Genomic DNA, 21,088 nt, shown 5'->3' with positions numbered 1-21,088 from the left:
ATATTGGTCCGCTGCCCATATTCATCCTGGTCATCGATACGCTCGATGCGTTCGGCCCTCATGAGGTAGTCGAGCGTCTCGACGCCGCGAGTTTCGCCGCTTCACCTCGATCGTGTCGACGACCAGAGCGCCTTGGATGGCTATCTGCCGCCGAGGGCAAGGTGCACCAGCGCCAGATGACCCTTTACACCCGTTTGATGCTTTTCATTTGCACACTCAAGGAGCAGTACCGATGCGTTTGATCCTGTTGGGCGCCCCCGGCGCCGGCAAGGGCACCCAGGCCCAGTTCATCTGCGAGCGTTTCAACATCCCGCAGATCTCTACCGGAGATATGCTGCGCGCCGCGGTCAAGGCCGGCAGCGAGCTGGGACTCAAGGTCAAGGAGATCATGAATACCGGCGGACTGGTGTCCGACGAGATCATCATCGCCCTGGTCAAGGAGCGCATCAGCCAGCCCGATTGCGAGAACGGCTTCCTGTTCGACGGCTTCCCGCGCACCATTCCGCAGGCTGACGCCATGAAGGAAGCGGGCGTGAAGCTGGACCACGTGGTCGAGATCGCCGTCGCTGACGAAGAGATCGTCAAGCGTCTGTCCGGTCGTCGTGTGCACCCGGATTCCGGTCGTGTCTACCACATCGAGTACAACCCGCCGCGCGAAGAAGGCAAGGACGACGTCACTGGCGAAGCCCTGATCCAGCGTGAAGACGACCGCGAAGCCACCGTGCGCAACCGCCTGTCCGTCTATCACGAGCAGACGGAACCGCTGGTCGAGTACTACTCCAGCTGGTCTGCCACTGGCGATGCCCAGGCCCCGGCCTACCACCGCATCGAAGGCGTCGGCTCCGTCGACGACATTCGTGCTCAGCTGGTCAGCGCGCTGGAGCACTGATTGCCCGGCACGCCTCAGGTGGCTCAGCTGGAACAGATCGGGTTGCGCTGGTGAAGCCGGTCGCCTGACGAAGAACGCCCGTAGACATTGTCTGCGGGCGTTTTTTTGTTCTTCGCATACTGGCGCGAATCAGGAATTAGGCGTTGCGGCAGGCCGCTTGACGGCGTGGGCGTGGGGGTTGCAGCAGGAGTGACGCCCGCGGCCGACACCAGCCGTGGACAGCCTGCGTCTTTTGCTGCCCGCGGGGGACGGGTAGAATCGCGTCACATTTTTCTGACGACGAACCGCCCATGACCACGCTTCTGGCCATCGATGCATCCTCTTCCGCCTGTTCCGTTGCCCTGTGGCAAGACGGCGTTGTTACTGCCGAGCGCTGTGAGGCTCCCCGTCAGCACACCCAGCGCATGATGCCGATGATCGAGGCGCTGCTGGCCGCTGCCGATCTGACCCTCAACGACCTCGATGCCCTGGCTTATGGCCATGGACCGGGCTCGTTCACCGGGTTGCGCATCGCCGCTGGCACCATCCAGGGCCTCGCCTTTGGTCTCGATGTGCCGGTGATCGGCGTCTCGACGCTGGCGGCCCTGTCACTGCAGGCCCACCGCCTGCATCACGCGCGTTTCGTGCTGCCGATGCTGGATGCACGCATGGGCGAGCTCTACACCGGCGCCTATCGCGTCGTGACGCGCGCTGACGGCGAGATCGAGGTCGAGCAGGTGCTACCCGAGCAGGTCTGCGCTCCGGGCCTGCTGGAGCTGCCTGCGGCGCTGCGCGAACACGACTGGCTGGCGGTCGGTTCGGGGCTGGTGATGCACGACGAGCTGCCCGAGAGCGTGCGTGCCAGCCTGGCACTGCAACTTCCCGAGCCGCAACCGGATGCCGAGGCCATGGTGATGCTGGCCGCCCAGGCATATGCCCGCGGTGAAGCGGTGTCGGCGGTCGAGGCCCAGCCGGTCTATCTGCGCAATGAGGTGGCGTGGCGCTGATGGCACCAGGGATTGCCATCTCGTTGCGTCATCGTGGGTTCAGCCAAGGCTGACATAAGGTTTGCGCATCATCATGTCGCGCCCGACACTCGCGGCGCGGCTTGACGCAAAGCGTTGTTCTGTCACTACGGCACGTGCAGTGCCACAGACGATGTCTGTCGTCCGTGTGGGCCACTGAGGCCCGTCTCTCTTAAAAGGATGTTTCATGGAACTCATGCATGTGGTGGCGTTGGCCGTCATTCAAGGTCTGACGGAATTTCTGCCGATTTCCTCCTCCGCCCACCTGATTCTGCCCTCCCAGGTGTTCGGCTGGCCGGACCAGGGGCTGGCGTTTGATGTCGCGGTACACGTCGGTACCTTGCTGGCCGTGGTGATGGCCTTCCGCAAGGATGTCGCCAATATTCTCGCTGGCTGGTTTGGTCAGTTCAGCGGCAGCGGCACGCTGGCGGCGCGCCAGACCGAAGACAGCCGTCTGGGCTGGGCGGTGTTGCTGGCGACGCTGCCAGCCGTGATCTTCGGCGGCCTGCTGGGCGATGTGGTGGAAACGGCCGGGCGCTCGATCGCGGTGATCGGTACCACCACCATCGTCTTCGGTCTGCTGCTGTGGTGGGCGGACGTCAAGGGCGCACGCACGCGTGACCTGGCGACGCTGACGCTCAAGGGCGCGCTGATCATCGGCCTGTTCCAGGCGCTGGCCCTGATTCCCGGCACCTCGCGTTCGGGCATCACCATCACCGCCGCGCTGCTGCTGGGCTTCGAGCGTCAGAGCGCTGCGCGCTTCTCCTTCCTGCTGTCGATTCCGCTGATCGTGGCAGCGGGCCTGCTCAAGGGCCTGGAGCTGATCGAGACCGGCAGTGAGGCGCAGCTGTTCGATGTCGCCCTCGGCGTGGTGCTTTCCTTCGTCTCCGCGCTGGTGTGCATCAAGCTGTTCCTCAAGGCCATCGACAGCATCGGCATGCTGCCCTTCGTCATCTACCGCCTGCTGCTGGGCATGATGCTGTTCGGCATGCTGTTGCTGCTGTAAGCCATGCGCGCGATGACGTAAGCTTGTCCCCTGACGGCGTCGCTCTTGCGGCGCCGTCGGCGTTTGTCAGCCTGACCGCATGCCATGCGAGTTTCCCTTTTCCTGCGTTCACCGTTTCGCTTCACCGTTTCTCATAGAGCCCATCCATGCTGCCACCCGAAGACTCCCTCGCTGCCCATGATGCAGCCGCCGATGCCGCTCCCGTGATCGCCATTGCCCGTTCTCGGCTGCAAACGCGCCCGGAACTCGCCATGCTGGCGGCACATTTCGGTATCGCACTGCGGGAAGATGACGAGATGCCGGCGCTCAAGCTTGAGGTGGCGCTGGACGAGCAGGGCGCACCGCGCCTGGTGATCGCCGGAGACGAGCGCGAATACGGCAAGCCGCTGTGCGTCGATTTCGTCGCCGGTCGTGCCGATCATCGCCGTCGTTTCGGCGGGGGGCGCAACCAGCTGATCGCACGGGCCTGTGGCCTGAATCGAGGCGCACTGCCGAGCATCGTCGATGCCACCGCAGGGCTCGGGCGCGATGCCTTCGTGCTGGCGAGTCTTGGGGCACCGGTATTGATGATCGAACGCGTGGCGGCCACGGCGGCGATTCTGGTCGATGGCCTGACCCGGGCACAGGGCTGCGCGGATGACGAGATTCGCGCGATCGCGCTGCGCATGCAGGCGCTGCACGGCGATGCCACGCGGGAGCTCGGGGAGTTGGTGACGCAGTGGGATCAGCCGCCTCAGGTGGTGCATCTCGACCCGATGTACCCGCACCGTGACAAGTCGGCACTGGTCAAGAAGGAGATGCGTGTCTTCCGCGCCCTGGCCGGTGATGATGCGGATGCCCCGGCGCTGCTCGAGGCGGCGCTGGAGGTCGCGACGCATCGCGTGGTGGTCAAGCGCCCACGCAAGGCCGAACCGATCGGCGGGCTCGCGCCGAGTCATGTGGTCGAGGAGAAGACCAGCCGCTACGACATCTATGTGAAGCAGGCGCTGCGCTGATAGCGCTGACGCCTGACGATGGCGTCAGCGATGTAACAGCCTCCGCCAAACGCAAAAGCCCCCGCTCGCGATCTGATCGCGGCGGGGGCTTTTTTGCTCTATGGGCCTCGGCCCATCATCTCATTCGCGCTGAGAGGAGGTGTCGGATGCCTTGTGGTCTGCTGATGCGGCTTCGTCAGCGGCCTCGCTGTCGTCGAGGGCTGGAAGCTGCGCCTCGGCCATGCCTTCAGTCGGGGCGTCGCTCGCTTTCTCGGCCTCGTTCTCATTCTCGCTTTCGCGCAGGCGCACATGCTGCAGGCGGTGGCGCAGGGCGGGATCGAACAGGTCGCGGCCGTGCACCTGCAGGTCTTCCAGCGCTTCGCCGAAGCATAGCTGGCCGCTTTCCAGCCAGATGAACTCCAGCTCCAGCAGGGTATCGAGCAGGCCGCTGAACAGACGCTTGTCGAAGAACTCCGGTGCATTGAGGCCCGACAGCAGGGTCAGGCGTTCGGCCAGGGCGCCGGAATGGCTCTCGAGGGACTCGCGGTCCAGCGTGCCACTGCCGTGCTGCAACAGGGCGGCGATCAACAGATAGCCGCGCTCCAGCGTCGGTTGTACCGGCTGAGCCAGCAGGCGCAGCTGCTCGGAAGGCTCCTGACTGGCCACCGGGCGTGACCAGCGCTCCGGAGTGTCGCCAGTCGCGGCTTGATGCTCCAGCAGGCCTTCCTCGCTCATCAGGGTCAGCGTGGCGGCGATATCCGCCTTCAGCTCAGGGGCCTCGGGGACGAACAGCTCGCGCACCAGCAGCGGCCAGGCGGGACTGATCTGATCTTCCAGTGCCTCGAGGGTGTACTGGGCCGTATTGCGGAAGGCGAAGGCGATCAGCGCCGGCAACGCCAGCAGGTGCAGCACGTTGTTGCGATACCAGGTCAGCAGACTGGCCTGCTCCGGGGTGGCGATCACCAGCTCGCCAAGACTCTGCGGGCGCAGGGTGACCAGCCCCAGATGGGCACAGTGTGCGACCCACTCTTCCGGCGTGCCCTCGGGCAGGCTGTGGTCATGGCGACCCGGCAGCTTGTCGGCCAGACGCACCAGCATCGCCAGCTGGCGTTGCAGCAGGCTGGCCTCGATGGCGTGGTGGGCGGTGGACAGCAGTACCAGCGCCGTCAGCGAGGCCGGATTGAGCGCGGCGGCGGCATTGATGCGCGTGGCGATTTCATGCCCCAGTTGCGGCACCGCCTGGGTCAGCCATTCTGGGCGGCGCTGATGACGGCTGGCCTTCCAGTCCGGCGCGGTCTCATCCAGCCATTCGCCCAGCTTGAGCGGCTCGCCGATGTTCAGGTAGACCTTGCCGAAGGGCTGCTTGAGCTGGCCGAGCACGCGGATGAGGTCCAGCGGTGATTCCTTCTTCTTGCTGGCCCCCGACAGCTCGCGCTGATAGCTCAGGCTCTCGAAGACCTTCTCGTAGCCGATGTAGACCGGCACGAAGGCCACCTCGCGGCGTGTATCACGCAGGAAGGAGCGCAGCGTCATCGCCAGCATGCCCGGGCGCGGGGGCAGCATGCGGCCGGTGCGTGAACGGCCACCCTCGATGAAGTACTCCAGCGGGTGGCCACGGGTGATCAGCTGATGCACGTACTCGTCGAAGACGGTGGCGTACAGGCGATTGCCGCGGAAGCTTCTGCGCAGGAAGAAGGCGCCGCCACGGCGCAGGATCGGGCCGATGATCGGCATGTCGAGATTCTTGCCCGCGGCGACGTGGGGCGTCATCAGGCCCTCGTGGAACAGCACGTAGGACAGCAGCAGGTAGTCGATATGGCTGCGATGACAGGGCACGTAGATCAGCTCGCAGTCGCCGGCGATCGCCTTGACCTGCGCCATGCCACGCACCTCGACGCCGTCGTAGAGCTTGTGCCACAGCCGCTTGAGGGCATGCGCCAGAAAGCGCTGCACCGGATAGCCCATGTTGGAGGCGATCTCGCGACCATACTGCAGGGCGCGCTTCTCCAGACGTGCCGGCGGCTGATTCTGCTCGCGTGCCAGCTCGCTGATCACGTCCTGCACGGCGGGTGCCTTCTGCAGGTTGCGAATCATGGTGTGGCGGTGGGAGAGGTCTGGCCCCAGCAGGCGGGTACGCACGCGCCGGAAGTGCACGCGCAGCAGGCGCGAGATGCGGCGATGCGCCAGCGCCGAGTCCTGCGGACCTTCCCTGAGCGCTTCGTGCAGCCTGAGCGGCTGGCCGAAATGCACATCCACCGAGCGCCCATGCGCCAGAATCGCGATGGCGCGGCGCAGCACGCCCGTCACCCGCCAGCTATCGGCGGAGATGAACTTCCAGAAGCCGAATTCCTTGCCCGGGGCACGCCCCCAGAACACGCTGACCGGCACCAGCTGCACCTCGACATCACTCGGGGCGTCTTCCAGTGCGGCGATCAACTTGGCCAGTCGACGTGACAGCAGGCTCCTGTCGCTGCGCGAGCGCCGCAACAGACGGAGACGGGAGTGGCTCAGGCGCAGGTCGCCTATGCTCAGAGGCAGGGTCGGCGAGGGCAGGCCACGTGCCTCGCACAGCTGCTCGATCACCAGCTCGTCGGACAATGCCTGGTAGGGGAAGACGTAGACCACCGGCAGCGTCGGATCGAGGTTCAAGGCGCTGTGGTCCAACGCATTGATGTCGGGCTCCACCGCGCGCAGCTCCACCCACTTGTCCAGCAGACGGCGACTGACATTGCGCAACGGGCGCAAGACTAAGGTGACTGGCGACATGGTGAGGCTCTCGCAGGTGTGGACAAGGACGGACTACCGGAAACGACAATCTGTCGGCGTTCACGAATAAAGCATCGGGACGATGAATGAGGGTTGATTGCGACGTTTTCATGGTCTGGCTGGTAGCGCTCAGCGCAAGCATGATATTGAACATTATACGCATTCTGCCCGCAGACGCCGTGGCAGAGTACTTGGTGACTGAGTACTTGGTGACTGAGTACTTGGTGACTGAGTGCGTAGCGACAGAGTACTTAGTGACTGAGTGCGTAGTGACGAAGCGCACAGTGGCAGCATCTGGCGGTGCACCGTCATGGGCATCGTCATCTGTATCGTGCCGTGCAGGGAAATGACGGGAGGCAAGGCATGCTGGGAATGTGGCGATCAGGCAATCGATTCACCTTGCTGCCGGAAGGCGCGCGGTTTCTGCCCAGCATGCTGGAGGCGGTGGAATCCGCGCGCCATTCCATCCTGCTCGAGCTGTATCTGGCCGAGAGCGGCCACCTCAGTCGCGTCCTGATCGATGCGCTATGTGGCGCGCGCCGCCGCGGCGTGACGGTGCTGGTGCTGCTGGATGGATTCGGCTCGCTGGGCCTTGAGGAAGCTGATCGCCAGCGCATGATCGAGACCGATATCCAGCTCAGGATCTACAACCCGCTCTCCTGGTGGCGGCTGGGGCGCAATCTGACGCGTGACCATCGCAAGCTTCTGGTGGTCGATGGGGAGGTGGGCTTTACCGGCGGCTTCGGTGCGGTGGACGTCTTCGCCGAGGCCTGGTCGGAAGTCGCGATACGCATCGAGGGGCCGTGCATCAGTGACTGGGTGCGCCTGTTCGCACGCGTGTGGGACTCCGCGGCCAGTCGTGGCCATGGCAGCCGGCTGGCGGTGCGCAGCATCAATGTGCGGGCGTGCCGGGTCGAGGGCTATCTGAGCATGCGCGGGCGGGTGGTCTGGGGGCATGGTTTCCGCTATCAGGCCATCCGTCATTCCCTGCAGCATCAGGCCAGCAGCTCACGCAAGCGGCTGTGGATCTGTACGCCATACTTCGTGCCGACCTTCAGCATGCGGCGGCGTCTCAAGCGCGCGGCGCGCCGGGGTGTCGATGTCCGCTTGCTGATCGCCGGCCAGCATCATGACCACCCGGGCGTGCGTTCGGCGGGGCAGCGCTTCTACGCCGGGCTGCTCAAGGCGGGCGTGCGTATCCATGAATTCCAGCCCCGCTTTCTGCATGCCAAGTTCTCGCTGGCGGATGACTGGGTGACGCTGGGGTCGTGCAACTTCGATCATTGGAGCCTGCAGTGGAATCTGGAGGCCAATCAGGAGGTGCAGGACCATCGCTTTGCCACCGACGTCGCCACGCTGTTCGAGCATCACTTCGCCCACAGTGTCGAGATCACCCAGGCCGCCTGGCAGCGTCGGCCGTTGATGCAGCGCTGTCGCGAGTGGGGCTATGGCACCCTGGATAGCCTGGTGACGCGGCTGCGCTGACCGGCTTTCAGCTGTCAGACGCGGCTGCGTGGAACCAAAACGCCGGACGACCCATGAGGTCGCCCGGCGTTATCGTTTTAAAGGCTGCATGGCGTTAAGAGCGCCATGGCGAGCTCAGCGCTTCTTGCCGCCGCCCTTGCCACCGTTCTTATTGCCACCCTTGCCAGCGCCCTTGTTGCCGGCGTGCTTGCTGCGCGGAATGCCGGCCGCGCCCGGTGCGGCGGAACCCTTGCGACGCGGCGACGGCTTGGGGCTTTCCGGCGGGACACGGTAGAGCAGGTAGAGATCCAGCAGCAGTTCCGGCAGCTGGTTGACGAAGCGCTGGGCACCGATCGGGTCGGCGATCAGCTCGCCGATCTCCGGGTCTTCATCGTCGAAGACGCCGGAGATGGCCATGAACGGCAGCAGCAGTTCGGCGGCCGCCTCTTCCTGGGTGCCGAACCAGGCCTCCTCGTCCATGAACACGCCTTCCATGAAGCCGGCACACCAGTCGCCGATCGGTGTCTCGACGGGGTCGACACCGCCCAGTTCCAGCTCGAACAGCAGTTCCGGCAGCACGCCGTGCTCGAGGGCATCGATGGCGTTGGCACGCATCTGCTCGAACAGGGAGACGACTTCCGCTTCCTGCTGCGGGCTTTCGTAGCTTGGCTGCCCCTGGAAGAGTTCCGGCAGCCACAGGCTGGAGGGCACTTCGCGCGGCGCGATGGCCAGTGCCAGCATGAAGCCATGCGCACTGATGATATCGAGAGCTTCCGGGCCGACGATGTCGGACTCGAGGAATTCGTCGAGGATGTCGAGGGATTCATCATCCAGCAGCGGCTGGGTCTGGACAGGCTCGGCCATGGGGGAGTCTCACGTGCGATAAGGGGAGAAGTCGAACAGTGCCGCCTGGCTACCTGGGTGAACCAAGGGGAACCGGGCAGGCGTGAATGGCGCTAGTGTATCATTTCACGCCTCGAGGAGTGGTACGCTCGCTCGTCATCAGCTCATCCGTTCCTTCGCTCTGCTGTCTGGTCTTCGTGTCATGTCATCATCCACTCGTCGTGTCGTCAGTCGTCACCGTTTTGCGCCCGATCATGCCCTGGCCTGCCTGGGGGAGACCCCCGCGACGCCGCTGCCGCTGGCCGATGCCGCCGCGCTCGAGGCGCTGACGGCGCCTGCTCTGCACGCGACGCTGGAGGCGCAGGTGCTGGCATGTCTGGCGCGCGCGCGTGCCCTGTTCCCAGAGCTGCGCATGCCGTCGGTCTCCTGCCGCCTCAAGGGGCGCACGGCGGGCACGGCGGATTCGGCGCGCCAGCGGCTGCGCTTCAATTGGCAACTGCTCAGCGAGAACCGCCATCACTTCCTCAGCCAGACCGTCCCTCACGAGGTCGCGCACTGGGTGGTGATGGAGGTGGTCGAGCGCGCCGGCAAGACACGCGTCAAACCGCATGGCCCCGAGTGGCAGCAGGTGATGACCAACCTCTACGGCATCCCGCCGGAGGTGACGCATCGCATGGATGTCTCGACTGCCAGTCCGATGCCCTGGGCCTATGGCTGTGGCTGCGATACCGCGCACTATTTCAGCTCGCGACGCCACGCCAATGCCCAGCGCGGTCACCGCTATCGCTGTCGGCGCTGTGGCCAGGAATTGAGCGGGCCATTGAATGATCCGGCGCGCAATGCGTCGACTGCGCGTTGAGGCGCATTTCGCTCGCTGGCGCGTCGTTGCAAAGTGCGAGTCGCGCCAGAAGGTGTCTTTTCGGGCGGTTTCTGTCCTCCGAACGTCGCTGTGACCTTGGTGTAATTTGTTGATAAACAGTTGAAATAATTAGTAAAAATTTATCTACCAAGGTCTAGTGTGTGGCCCCCCCATGCTTGGGTTTAAGCTGAAATGGACTTGCCTCGGCTCGCCTGCGCTTCACGCATGCCGCGTGGGACAGCGAGTCGCCAGCCAATCCGTCAGAGGTCACGCCACATGAGCGAACATGCCAAGGTTCATCCGGTCACTCCCGATGTCGCCGCCCACGCCTGGGCAGACCGCGAGCGCTATCAGGCCATGTATCAGCAGTCCGTCGAGGCGCCGGAGACATTCTGGGCCGAGCAGGCCCAGTCACTGGACTGGTTCGATGCGCCCTCGGTGATCCGCAATACCAACTTCGGCCCCGGTGATGTCGATGTGCGCTGGTTCGAGGACGGCAAGCTCAACGTGGCGCACAACTGCCTCGATCGCCACCTCGCCGAGCGTGGCGATCAGGTCGCCATCATCTGGGAAGGGGACGACCCGAACGAGTCCCAGTCGATCACCTATCGCGAGCTGCACGCGCGTGTCAGCCAGTTTGCCAATGGCCTCAAGGAACTGGGCGTCAAGCGGGGCGATGTGGTCACGCTGTACATGCCGATGATTCCCGAAGCCGCGATGGCGATGCTGGCCTGTACGCGCATCGGTGCCGTGCACTCGGTGGTGTTCGGCGGCTTCTCGCCGGACGCGCTGGCGGGGCGTATCGTCGATTCCAGCTCGCGCATCGTGATCACCGCCGATGAGTCACTGCGAGGTGGCAAGCGCGTGCCGCTCAAGGAGAACGTCGATGAGGCGCTGGAGCGTGATGGCACCGACTGTGTCGACCACGTGCTGGTGGTGCGGCGTACCGGCGGTGAGGTGAACTGGGGCAGTCGCGATGCCTGGTTCCATGAGCTGGTGGACCGTCAGTCCAGTGACTGCCCGGCCGAGGCGATGGGTGCGGAAGACCCGCTGTTCATCCTCTACACCTCCGGTTCCACCGGCACGCCCAAGGGTCTGAAGCACACCACGGGCGGTTATCTGCTCTATGCCGCGATGACCCATCGCTACGTGTTCGATTATCACGATGGCGATATCTACTGGTGCACGGCGGATGTCGGCTGGGTGACCGGCCACAGCTACATCGTCTACGGGCCGCTGGCCAATGGCGCGACCACGCTGATGTTCGAGGGTGTGCCCAGCTATCCGACCCACGGGCGCATCGGCGAGATCGTCGACAAGCACCAGGTCAACATTCTCTATACCGCCCCGACCGCCGTGCGTGCGCTGATGGCACACGGTGACAGCGTGATGGACTCAAGCTCGCGCACGAGCCTGCGACTGCTCGGCTCGGTGGGCGAGCCGATCAACCCCGAGGCCTGGGAGTGGTTCCACCGCGTGATCGGCAATGGCAATTGCCCGCTGGTGGACACCTGGTGGCAGACCGAGACCGGCGGCATCATGATCGCGCCGCTGCCGGGTGCGACCGATCTCAAGCCGGGCTCCGCCACGCTGCCGTTCTTCGGTGTGCAGCCGGCGCTGGTCGACAACGAGGGCAACATCCTCGAGGGCGCGACCGAAGGCAACCTGGTGATTCTCGACAGCTGGCCGGGGCAGGCACGTTCGATCTGGGGCAATCACGAACGCTACGTGCAGACCTACTTCTCCACCTATGCGGGCATGTACTTCACCGGTGATGGCTGTCGTCGTGACGAGGATGGCTACTACTGGATCACCGGGCGCGTCGATGATGTGCTCAACGTCTCTGGCCACCGCATGGGCACCGCCGAGATCGAGTCCTCGCTGGTGGCGCATGAAGCGGTCGCCGAGGCCGCCGTGGTCGGCTATCCCCATGACATCAAGGGCCAGGGCATCTACATCTACGTGACGCTCAACGACGGTATCGAAGCCAGTGATGAACTCAAGAAGACGCTGACCCAGTGGGTGCGCAAGGACATCGGCCCGATCGCCTCGCCGGATGTCATCCAGTGGGCGCCGGGGCTGCCCAAGACGCGTTCCGGCAAGATCATGCGCCGCATCCTCAGGAAGATCGCCGCCAACGAGACCGACGGCCTCGGCGATACCTCGACCCTGGCGGACCCGTCAGTGGTGGATGACCTGATCGAGCAGCGCGCCAACCGCTGAACGCGTCGAGTGACGGTCTTCGAGGCCTGACAAGACACGCAGCGACAGCGAAGCGCGGGAGCCTGGCTCCCGCGCTTTTTTGTGCGCCTGTCCGGGAGCATCTGCCTGTTCGTATTCCTGACCCGCGCTTTTGCGAAGTGCGAGACGTGAAAGGTTGGCCATCGAGGAGGCGCTGGCTTGATAATGACGTGGCAGCGCATGTGCCCGCGGAGTCCGTTCGCGCCTCGCTGCGCATTTCCCCAATCAATTCATGATCAAGGCCGCCCCCATGTCAGCAGGCAAGTCGGATGCATCCTGCCCCGCCTCTCAGCCAGCCCGTTCTCCCGCCAGTTCTCCCGCCGCCGCGTCGTCGTCCACTGAGGGCGAGAATCGTCCTCGCGCCGTCATCCTGATGTGCCTGTCGGCGATCTCGTTCGCGCTGATGGGGGCGATGGTCAAGCTGAGTGGCGACCTGCCGCTGTTCGAGAAGGTCTTCGTGCGCAACCTGGTCAGTCTCGGCGTGGCGGTGGTGATGGTGCGCATGGCGGGCGCGCGTCTTCTGGGCCACTGGCATCACCAGCCGATGCTGATGGCGCGGTCACTGATCGGCCTCGGCGGCGTGATGAGCTTCTTCTACGCCATCGATCATCTGCTGCTGGCAGATGCGACTATTCTGAATAAGCTATCGCCGTTCTTCGTCAGCCTGTTTGCCGGCCTCTTCCTGGCCGAGCGCCTTGGTGGCTGGCGGCTGGTCGGCATGCTGGTCGCCTTTTCTGGCGCGGCGCTGGTCATCAAGCCGCAACTGGCATTTGCCGAGGGTGGGGTGGAGGCATTGTTGCCCGCCATGGTCGGGCTGGGTTCGGCAATGCTGGCGGGGGCGGCCTATACGCTCATCCGTGCGATGAGAGGGCGCGAGGCCTCGGCGACCATCGTGCTGCATTTCTCGCTGGTTTCCAGTGTGGTGACATTGGTGCCGATGTTGATGAATCCGGTGATGCCGAGCGGCCCTCAGGCGCTGGCCTTGCTGGGCATCGGCATCTTTGCGGCCGGCGGTCAGATTCTGATGACCACCGCCTATCGCCTCGCACCGGCGGGGGAAGTGTCGATCTATTCCTATCTCACCATCGTGTTTTCGGCACTGGCGGGCTGGACCATCTGGGGGGAGGTGCCGGATATCGCCAGTCTGATCGGCTTCGTGCTGATTGCCGGTGTCGCATTGATCGGCTGGCATGCCAGTCGCGTTGCGGGTAGGGTTGTCTGACTCACCATCCCCAGGATGCTGTCAGAATCAGCGCACGGATTGTTCGCTCGCCGGGCATCAATCCGTGCGATACTCGTGTTCCCCGAGCGAAACATCAGTACATCTTCCGATGGTGGGCTGCTTTGTTAAACGCACGTTTTATGGGGTAACATGCCAGAAAATAACGGCGATTGTTGACCGGCCAGGAAGGTCGGTGATGATCACCATCGGGGTTTTGGAGGAGACTCAATGGCCTTTGCCCAGAAGTTCATCGTTGCAGACGATCACCCGCTCTTTCGTGCCGCACTGACCCAGGCGCTTAGACAAGTCGCCTCTCAGGCGGAGATCGTCGAGGCTGACAGCATGGAAGCGACCAACGAAGTCGTTGCCCGCCATCCCGATGCCGACCTGATCCTGTTGGACCTGCACATGCCGGGAGCCCACGGCTTCTCCGGTCTGATCCAGTTGCGTGGCCAGACACCGGACATCCCGGTGGCGGTCGTGTCCGGTAGCGAGGAGCCCTACGTGGTGCGCCGCGCCATCGATTATGGCGCCTCCGGCTTCATTCCCAAGTCCGCCAGCCTCGACGTCATCGCCGAAGCCATCGGCGAGATCCTCGAAGGTGAAGTCTGGCTGCCGACGGATATCGCCGAGGCCATGGGCGAGTCTTCCGAGGATGAATCGCGCTTCGCCGAGGCGATCGCGTCACTGACGCCGCAGCAGTTCCGCGTGCTCAACATGCTGACGGAAGGTCTGCTCAACAAGCAGATCGCCTATGAGCTGAATGTGTCCGAGGCCACCATCAAGGCACACGTGACCGCCATTCTGCGCAAGCTGGGCGTGCATTCGCGCACCCAGGCCGTCATCGCGGCCCAGCGTCTGGAAGTCGAGCCGCCGAAAGTCCGCTCCTGATCCTGCGTCAGCGCTTGAGCTGAGGCTCTCTTCGAGAGTCTTGCCCTCAAGCCACAAAAAGCCCGCCCTGTCACTGACAGGGCGGGCTTTTTGCGTCATGGATGAAAGAGCTAGAGGGCTAAAGAGCGACAGGCCAGCCCGCCTGATCAGGGGGCTGGGTCATCCGTCGCGGCGTCGGGGGCATCACTCGCGCCACTGGTGTGCTTCTCGGCGCGATTGGCCTGCAGGGTGCGCGTCAGCAGCGCACGCAGTGCGGCGGGTCGTACCGGCTTGAGCAGCAGGTGATAGCCCGCACGGCGTACTTCCTCGGCGACCTCATCGGTGCGGTCGGCGGTGATCACGATGCCCGGCACCGAGCCCGCCAGACGTTCATCCAGCGCGTCCAGCGCCATCAGGCCAGTCACCTCGTTGTCGAGGTGGTAGTCGGCGAGGATGGCATCTGGATCACCATCCAGGTTGCGGATCACCGACTTGGCGCCGCCGATCGAGGTCGCCGTGAACACCTCGCAACCCCAGCCGGACAGCATCGCCTTCATGCCCTCGAGAATCAGGCTCTCGTTGTCGATGCACAGGATGCGAGTGCCGGTCAGCTTGTTGCCGGCGCGCTTGCGAGCCGGCACGGCATCCGGCAGCTCGGCCGCCGGCAGCTCCTTGCTGATCGGCACGCTGACGGCGAAGACGGTGCCGATGCCGACCCAGCTGCGCACCGTGATCGGGTGGTCGAGCACCCGGCTCATGCGTTCGGCGATCGACAGCCCCAGGCCGAGACCCTTCTCGCTTTCCTTATGACGCTCGGTCTGATCGAGACGCCGGAATTCCTGAAAGATCTCGGTCAGCTTCGACTCGGGAATGCCGGGGCCGGTGTCCCAGACCTCGATGCGAATGCGGTCGCCCAGACGGCGGCAGCCCAGCAGCACATGGCCCTGACGGGTATAGCGCACCGCGTTGGAGAGGAAGTTCTGCACGATGCGTCTGAGCATCTGGCCATCGGAATCCACTGCCAGCTGCGTCATCACCACTTTCAGGTCCAGCCCGCGGTCTTCCGCCATCACCTCGAACTCGGCCTTGAGCGGCTTGAGGATGTCGGAGAGACGGAACACGCTGCGGCGTGGCGCCAGCGCCCCGGCATCCAGCTTGGAGATGTCGAGCAGGGTGCTGAGCAGTTCCTCGGCGGCCTGCAGCGAGTTGTCGATGTGATTGGTGGTGGTCTTCATCTCGCCTTCGACCTGCTGGGCGAGGGCGGAGGTGAACAGGCGCGCCGCATTCAGTGGCTGCAGCAGGTCGTGGCTGGCCGCGGCCAGGAAGCGAGTCTTGGAGGCGTTGGCATCCTCGGCCAGCTGCTTGGCCTGACGCAGTGCCTGCTCGGCCTCGGCGCGCACGCGGTTCTCGGTGCGCAGGGCCTCGTTGACCTGTGACAGCTCCTGGGTACGCACGCGCACGCGCTCCTCCAGGTTCTCGTTGGTCTCCTTGAGGGCGATCTCCGCCAGGCGTCGCTCGGTGATGTCCTGATAGAGCGCGAAGAAGCCGAGGATGTTGCCCTTGGTGCTGAAGTGCGGCGTATAGGTGACCAGCATGTAGCGCACGCCGCCTTCCGGGGCTTCCAGCGAGATCTCGAAGGAGACGCGCTCACCGGACAGCGCGCGCGTCATCCACGGCGCGCGTTGGCGATAGATGTCTTCCGGCATCGCCTCTTCGGCGGGCTCGCCGATCACGGCGGTACGGTCGATGCCCATCACCGCTTCATAGGCACGGTTGGTGAAGAGGTAGCGACACTCCTTGTCGAAGTAGGCGATCAGCGCCGGCACATTGTCGGTGTAGATGCGGATGTTGTTTTCCGAGCGGATCAACGCCTCTTCGGTGCGTTTCTGCTGGGTGATGTCCTGATAGGTGTAGACGAAGCCGCCACCGGGCATCGGATTGCCCTGGATCTCCATCACGCTGTCATCCTGGCGATAGCGCACGTAGCGGTGCGGCTCGCCGTTGCGGATGGCATCCAGCAGCTGGTCGACGTGCTCTTCGGGGTCGCCCGGGCCGTATTCGCCGTTGTGGGCGTTGTAGCGGAAGATGCGATCGATGGGCGCGCCGACCCGGATCAGGTTGTCAGGGAAGCGGAACATGTCCAGGTAGCGCTGGTTCCACACCACCAGGCGCATGTGCTGGTCGACTACGCTGATGCCCTGGTGGATGTTCTCGATGGTCGCCTGCAGCAGGGCACGATTGAATTCGAGCACCTGCGAGGCTTCATCGACGATGGAGATGACATCCGAGATGCCGATGCCGCGACCCTGCAGCGCCGAGTTGACGACGATGCGTGCCGAGGAGGCGCCGAGTACCGAGGCCAGGAAGCGTTCGGTGAACTGGATCAGGTCGATGGAGGCGCGTGCATGCAGCTCCAGCGGCTGGCCACTGCGGCGCGCGTAGTCCTCGAAGGCGCGCTCGACCTGCTCGTGGCTGAGGAAGCGTTCGCACAGGACGCGCAGGTCCGAGACGGAGGTGGAGCCGGTCCAGGGGCGCGAAACGCTGGTCTGGCGGGTCTCGACACTGTCGACGAACAGCGAGGCCTGGATGCGCTCGACCACGCGCTGCGGCGTCATCTGCGAGACGAAGATGTAGCAGAACAGGTTCAGGCCGAGCGACAGCATCACGCCGTGGGTCAGCGGGTCATTGAAGCGGAAGCCGAACAGGCCATGCGGCGACAGCCAGTCGATGCCCAGTGGGCCTTGGTTGACGATCTCGGCCGGCATCAGGCCCGCCTGTGCCAGTGCCGGCACGAGCAGGGTCCAGGCCCAGACCGCGAAGCCGACATTCAGGCCGACGATGACGCCGAGGCGATTGCCGCGCTTCCAGTAGAGGCCACCCATCAGCGAGGGCGCGAACTGGGCGACGGCGGCAAACGACAGCAAGCCGATGGCCGAGAGGGTGCTGTACTCGGCGATCAGCAGATAGAAGCCGTAGGCCAGCGCCAGGATCATCACGATGGTCAGACGGCGCGCCAGCAACACGATATGGCTGTAGTCGCGTGCCTCGGTATCGAACCAGCGCAGGCGGAACAACAGCGGAATCACGATCTCGTTGGAGATCATGATCGAGACCGCGACGGCGGCGACGATCACCATGCCGGTGGCGGCGGAGAAGCCGCCGATGAAGGTCAGCAGGGTCAGCCAGGTCTGGTCCGCCGCCATCGGCAGTGCCAGCACGAAGCTGTCCGGTGACACCGAACCATCGGGGAACATGGTCAGGCCGGCGGCGGCGATCGGCAGCACGAAGAAGGAGATGGCGACCAGATAGATCGGGAACATCCAGCGCGCACGCCGGGCGTCATCGTGGTGGGTGTTCTCGACCACCGCGACGTGGAACTGACGCGGCAGGCAGAAGATCGCCAGCATCGCCAGCAGCGTCTGGGCCCAGAAGCCGGTGCCGAAGGTCTGGGTCTCCAGCTGCTGCTGCAGCTCCAGATAGTTATCGGCCTTGGTGAACAGATCGCCCAGGCCATTGAACATGCCCCAGGTGACATAGACGCCCAGGGTCAGGAAGGCGACCAGTTTGACCAGCGATTCGAAGGCGATCGCCTGCAACAGACCGACATGGTGCTCGGTGGCGTCGGTGTGGCGGGTGCCGAACAGGATGGCGAACAGCGCCATGATCGCCGCGACATAGAAGGCGGTATCGCCCAGCCAGGCGGTCCGCGTGACATCGCTGGTGTCGGTGAGTACCTGATAGGCGCTCGAGACGGCCTTCAGCTGCAGGGCGATGTAGGGCAGGGTGCCGACCAGAGCCACCAGCGAGGCGAACACCGCCAGCGACTGCGTCTTGCCGTAGCGCGAGGCGATGAAGTCGGCGATCGAGGTGATGTTCTGGCGCTTGGCGACCCGAATCATCTTGAGCAGGATCGGCCAGAACAGCAGACAGGCCAGAATCGGCCCGATGAAGATGCTCAGATAACTCCAGCCGCTGGTCGCGGCCTGCCCGACGCTACCGTAGAAGGTCCAGCTGGTGCAGTAGACCGCAAGCCCCAGACTGTAGACCGCTGGGCGCCGATTCGGCGACCCGTGTTTCTTGGCGTTGCGATCCCCCCGCCATGCAATCGTGAACAGCACCGCGATATATGCGAGTGCCACTGCGATCAGCCACCAACCCTGGAACATGTCGCTCTCCTCTCTGGAAGCGCCATTCTACGCAGCCCCGCCACGAGTCCCAAGCACTGTGCATAACAGACTCGGCGTCTTGAGAGTCGTGGGGAAGAGGCTGTGTCATCCATTGCCACGCAGACGCCTCGATGATTGGCGTCAAGAAGCCGGAAATGGCGTCTGCACAACGGGCCTGTTTTCCGGCATTGGCCAATGTCATGCGCGCAATACGTCGAAGCTTTCGCTGATCATTCTTCGCCCATTTGGCCAATAGACCAAGGGATTGCATCTTTAGGATATGAATCAACTTGTTGATTTCAAATGAATTGCATCGTTCTCAACTTTGCTCCATCAGGGATGGCTGACATTCTCGACTAAAGTCAGCCTGCAGCGTTGCAGGGCCTTGTCTACTGTCAGATTCGAGTCGCCAAGTTTCCTGTCATGCCTTGAAAGGCGCAGGAAATACCCATCAACCGCCGAGAAAGGATCATCCGCTGACGGGTGGTCATCGATCTCCGGATCGCCAATCACTCCACTTCGCCAATCACAATAACAATGCGAGAACACCATCATGAAGGAAGCGAATGCCAAGGCGTATTGGTCCGCCAATATCAAACTGATCATGGGCTATCTCGTGGTCTGGTTCGTGGTGTCCTATGGATGCGGGATATTGCTGGTGGACGTGCTGAACAACATCCAGTTCTTCGGTTTCAAGCTGGGCTTCTGGTTTGCGCAACAGGGGGCGATCTACTTCTTCCTCGCGCTGATCATTCTGTATGCCCGTTCGATGAACAAGCTCGATGAGCGCTTCGATGTTCACGAGCAATGAGTCAGTGATACGCCGGGCACAGGCCGCTCGTCGTGACGCGCCGTTGTGTGAATAAGAACAATATGATCGACATCGCCAAGGACACTGCCAATGGATGTTCAACTGCTGACCTATCTGTTCGTGGGCGCGTCATTTGCGCTCTATATCGGGATCGCGGTGTGGTCGCGAGCCGGTTCCACCAAGGAATTCTATGTCGCCGGGGGTGGCGTTCACCCCATCGCCAACGGGGCAGCGACCGCCGCTGACTGGATGTCGGCGGCCTCGTTCATCTCGATGGCGGGCATCATCGCCTATGTCGGCTACGACGCCTCCGTCTACCTGATGGGCTGGACCGGCGGCTATGTCCTGCTGGCCATGCTGCTGGCGCCGTACCTGCGCAAGTTCGGCAAGTTCACGGTGCCGGATTTCGTCGGTGACCGTTACTACTCCAGCGTCGCGCGCACCGTGGCGGTGGTCTGCGTCATCTTCATTTCCTTCACCTATGTCGCCGGCCAGATGCGCGGTACCGGCATCGTCTTCGCGCGCTTCCTCGAGGTGGACGTGAACGTCGGCGTGGTGATCGGCATGGCGATCGTCTTCTTCTATGCGGTACTCGGCGGCATGAAGGGCATCACCTATACCCAGGTGGCCCAGTACTGCGTGCTGATCTTCGCCTTCCTAGTGCCGGCGGTGTTCCTGTCGATCATGATGACGGGCCACGTGCTGCCGCAGACCGGTTTCGGCGGCACCCTGGTCGATGCTCAGGGCAATGACACCGGCGTCTATCTGCTGCACAAGCTCGATCAGGTGGTGACCGATCTCGGCTTCCGCGAGTACACCGAGGGTTCCAAGTCCACCATCGATGTCTTCTTCATCACCGCCGCGCTGATGTGCGGTACTGCGGGCCTGCCCCACGTCATCGTGCGCTTCTTCACGGTGCCGACGGTCAAGGATGCGCGTATCTCCGCCGGTTGGGCGCTGTTCTTCATCGCACTGCTCTACACCACTGCGCCGGCCGTGGGTGCCTTCGCGCGGGTGAATCTGGTCGAAACCGTCAACGAGACGGCCTATGAGGAGCTGCCGGGCTGGTTCTACAACTGGGAGAACACCGGGCTGATCGGCTGGGTCGACAAGAATGGCGACGGCATCATCCAGATGCGTGGCGGTGATCCCTTCGCGGGCAAGCCGAGCTACGAAGGCAGCGCCGACAGCCAGGCGGCCCGCGGTGAGTACGGTCAGCGTCTGGTGAGCAACACGCCCACCGACAACGAGAGCGAGGTCTACATCGACCGCGACATCATCGTGCTGGCCAACCCGGAGATCGGCAACCTGCCGGCATGGGTCATCGCACTGGTGGCGGCGGGTGGGGTGGCGGCAGCACTCTCGACGGCGGCCGGTCTGTTGCTGGTCATCTCGTCGGCCATCTCGCATGACCTGCTCAAGAAGACCTTCAAACCAGACATCAGCGAGAAGCAGGAGCTGATGGCGGCACGCATGGCGGCGGCCGTGGCCATCGTGATCGCCGGCTACTTCGGCATCAATCCGCCAGGCTTCGTGGCGCAGGTGGTGGCCTTTGCCTTCGGGCTTGCGGCATCGAGCTTCTTCCCGGTCATCCTGCTGGGGATCTTCTCCAAGCGCATGAACAAGGAAGGTGCCATCGCGGGCATGCTGGTCGGCCTGGTCTTCACCTTCAGCTACATCGTCTACTTCAAGTTCATCTCGCCGGAACTCAACAGCGCCGAGAACTGGTTGCTGGGTGTGTCGCCGGAGGGGATCGGCTCGCTGGGCATGGTGCTCAACTTCGTCGTCGCGGTCATCGTCTGCAAGATGACCCCGCCGCCGCCCGAGCACATCCAGCATATCGTCGAGGACATTCGTGTTCCGCGCGGGGCCGGAACAGCAGTGGATCACTGATTCAGGCAGCAGGGCCTGTTCGCGCAGCACGCAGCATCGGCGCGAACAGGCCCCCGTTTCCCGAAGCCCCGTCTTGCACC

Annotated in this window: 14 protein-coding genes; 11 read left to right on the top strand and 3 right to left on the bottom strand. The window is 63.7% G+C overall.

Annotated features, from left to right (window positions below; translation table 11 throughout):
- Window positions 1–232: 232 nt before the first annotated feature.
- The 4 genes from adk (at window position 233) to R2R70_RS14655 (ending at window position 3,894) form a co-directional block, all read left to right on the top strand.
- Window positions 233–889: an adenylate kinase gene (adk, locus tag R2R70_RS14670; RefSeq protein ID WP_131432716.1), complete on the top strand. Its 657-nt coding sequence runs from the start codon at window positions 233–235 to the stop codon at window positions 887–889.
- Window positions 890–1,179: 290 nt separating this feature from the next.
- Window positions 1,180–1,875 (top strand): tRNA (adenosine(37)-N6)-threonylcarbamoyltransferase complex dimerization subunit type 1 TsaB, encoded by a 696-nt coding sequence (gene tsaB, locus R2R70_RS14665; protein ID WP_054556848.1) that lies wholly within the window; start codon window positions 1,180–1,182, stop codon window positions 1,873–1,875.
- Between the two features lie 205 nt (window positions 1,876–2,080).
- Window positions 2,081–2,899 carry an undecaprenyl-diphosphate phosphatase gene (locus R2R70_RS14660; RefSeq protein WP_043333784.1) on the top strand — a complete coding sequence of 273 codons (819 nt, stop codon included), beginning with the start codon at window positions 2,081–2,083 and terminating at the stop codon, window positions 2,897–2,899.
- Between the two features lie 296 nt (window positions 2,900–3,195).
- Window positions 3,196–3,894, top strand: a complete 699-nt coding sequence (locus R2R70_RS14655; protein ID WP_410978393.1) for a class I SAM-dependent methyltransferase — start codon at window positions 3,196–3,198, stop codon at window positions 3,892–3,894.
- 120 nt (window positions 3,895–4,014) lie between these two features.
- Here the strand turns inward: R2R70_RS14655 and plsB are convergent, their stop codons facing one another.
- Window positions 4,015–6,639, bottom strand: coding sequence for a glycerol-3-phosphate 1-O-acyltransferase PlsB (plsB, locus tag R2R70_RS14650; protein ID WP_410978377.1), 2,625 nt, complete (start codon window positions 6,637–6,639; stop codon window positions 4,015–4,017).
- Between the two features lie 363 nt (window positions 6,640–7,002).
- Here plsB and R2R70_RS14645 point away from each other — a divergent pair, with 363 nt between their 5' ends.
- The gene (locus R2R70_RS14645; RefSeq protein ID WP_410978376.1) at window positions 7,003–8,124 is read left to right on the top strand and encodes a phospholipase D-like domain-containing protein; all 1,122 of its coding nucleotides are present in this window, start codon (window positions 7,003–7,005) and stop codon (window positions 8,122–8,124) included.
- 114 nt (window positions 8,125–8,238) lie between these two features.
- Here the strand turns inward: R2R70_RS14645 and R2R70_RS14640 are convergent, their stop codons facing one another.
- Window positions 8,239–8,967: a YecA family protein gene (locus tag R2R70_RS14640; protein WP_131432714.1), complete on the bottom strand. Its 729-nt coding sequence runs from the start codon at window positions 8,965–8,967 to the stop codon at window positions 8,239–8,241.
- A gap of 181 nt (window positions 8,968–9,148) precedes the next feature.
- On the opposite strand from R2R70_RS14640, the gene R2R70_RS14635 reads away from it, so the two are divergent.
- The 4 genes from R2R70_RS14635 (at window position 9,149) to R2R70_RS14620 (ending at window position 14,159) form a co-directional block, all read left to right on the top strand.
- A complete protein-coding gene (locus R2R70_RS14635; RefSeq protein ID WP_410978375.1) occupies window positions 9,149–9,805 on the top strand; it encodes a SprT-like domain-containing protein in 657 nt (218 codons plus the stop codon).
- A gap of 276 nt (window positions 9,806–10,081) precedes the next feature.
- Complete coding sequence (acs, locus tag R2R70_RS14630) at window positions 10,082–12,028, top strand: acetate--CoA ligase (RefSeq protein WP_107335998.1); 1,947 nt, start codon at window positions 10,082–10,084, stop codon at window positions 12,026–12,028.
- 268 nt (window positions 12,029–12,296) lie between these two features.
- A complete protein-coding gene (locus R2R70_RS14625; protein ID WP_410978374.1) occupies window positions 12,297–13,268 on the top strand; it encodes a DMT family transporter in 972 nt (323 codons plus the stop codon).
- A gap of 228 nt (window positions 13,269–13,496) precedes the next feature.
- Complete coding sequence (locus tag R2R70_RS14620; RefSeq protein WP_043333788.1) at window positions 13,497–14,159, top strand: response regulator; 663 nt, start codon at window positions 13,497–13,499, stop codon at window positions 14,157–14,159.
- Window positions 14,160–14,305: 146 nt separating this feature from the next.
- Here the strand turns inward: R2R70_RS14620 and R2R70_RS14615 are convergent, their stop codons facing one another.
- Window positions 14,306–18,304, bottom strand: coding sequence for a NahK/ErcS family hybrid sensor histidine kinase/response regulator (locus R2R70_RS14615; protein ID WP_410978373.1), 3,999 nt, complete (start codon window positions 18,302–18,304; stop codon window positions 14,306–14,308).
- Between the two features lie 553 nt (window positions 18,305–18,857).
- Here R2R70_RS14615 and R2R70_RS14610 point away from each other — a divergent pair.
- Window positions 18,858–19,115 carry a DUF4212 domain-containing protein gene (locus R2R70_RS14610; RefSeq protein ID WP_043333789.1) on the top strand — a complete coding sequence of 86 codons (258 nt, stop codon included), beginning with the start codon at window positions 18,858–18,860 and terminating at the stop codon, window positions 19,113–19,115.
- Window positions 19,116–19,205: 90 nt separating this feature from the next.
- A complete protein-coding gene (locus tag R2R70_RS14605) occupies window positions 19,206–21,008 on the top strand; it encodes a sodium:solute symporter family protein (RefSeq protein WP_054556853.1) in 1,803 nt (600 codons plus the stop codon).
- Window positions 21,009–21,088: the final 80 nt, after the last annotated feature.

The sequence above is a fragment of the Cobetia sp. SIMBA_158 genome, from assembly GCF_046566945.1.
GTDB lineage: Bacteria > Pseudomonadota > Gammaproteobacteria > Pseudomonadales > Halomonadaceae > Cobetia > Cobetia amphilecti.
This window is presented reverse-complemented; position numbering and strand designations above follow the sequence as displayed.